The 765-nt window shown below is 61.2% G+C and carries 1 pseudogene; it reads left to right on the top strand.

Annotation, left to right across the window (positions count from 1 at the left end):
* Window positions 1-111: pseudogene (locus JKL46_RS37165) on the top strand (IS3 family transposase); the annotation flags it as partial.
* Window positions 112-765 lie beyond the last annotated feature (654 nt).

Raw genomic sequence — 765 nt, forward strand, 5'->3', positions numbered from 1 at the left:
AACGCCGCTGTCGAGAGCTTCTTCAAGAGCTTGAAATCTGAGCTGATCTGGCGCACCGTCTTTGAGCCGAGAGCCGAGGTCAAGCAGGCGATCGGCTGGTGCATCGATGGCGTGCGCCATATCACCTGGCGCTGGATCCCTTTCGCAGAAAGGAGGGGTTTGGAAGAAATGACCCTTGGGCCAACGGCTTACCTGGCGGTCAAAACCAAAGGGGACAGTAGCATGCCGTCGAAGCGGAAATGGTCCGAAGACGCTTACGGCCATGGTCTGCAAGGCCCGCGCGATAAGGTGAGAGCCGCATTGCTCGAACCTCAGCCTCCAGTGATGCAAATGTACATCCCTCGACACAGCGTCTGAGGTCGGGGCCACCGCGATGGAGCGGCAAAGCCGTCGTCGCTCGAACCTTCCACGCGATGGACGATGGGGAATAACCCCATTCAAGGAGACGGACGAGGCACCTACGTCGCGCTCGGGACGTCCAGCATCAAGGGAATATGGGATCGCCCACCGCGCCGCGAGGCGCAGGGCGACGGAGCCACCGTAGTACTCCGAGGACGGGAAAGCCGTCCACATGGGGAAGGGTGGCAGGTGTCCTGAAACCCGAACGGCGAGGTACGCGAGATGCGAAACGCCAAAACCGTGTTGGGAATCATCCACAACCGCTCTGCGGTTGTGGAGGACACTGGAGAGCCGGGTGCTCCTAACAGCGCAAGCCCGGTTCGGGGAGAGGCGGTTGGAAAAGTGCCGGCGACGGCAACTCGCTAG

This window comes from Microvirga zambiensis WSM3693, from assembly GCF_016735695.1.
GTDB classification, from domain to species: domain Bacteria; phylum Pseudomonadota; class Alphaproteobacteria; order Rhizobiales; family Beijerinckiaceae; genus Microvirga; species Microvirga zambiensis.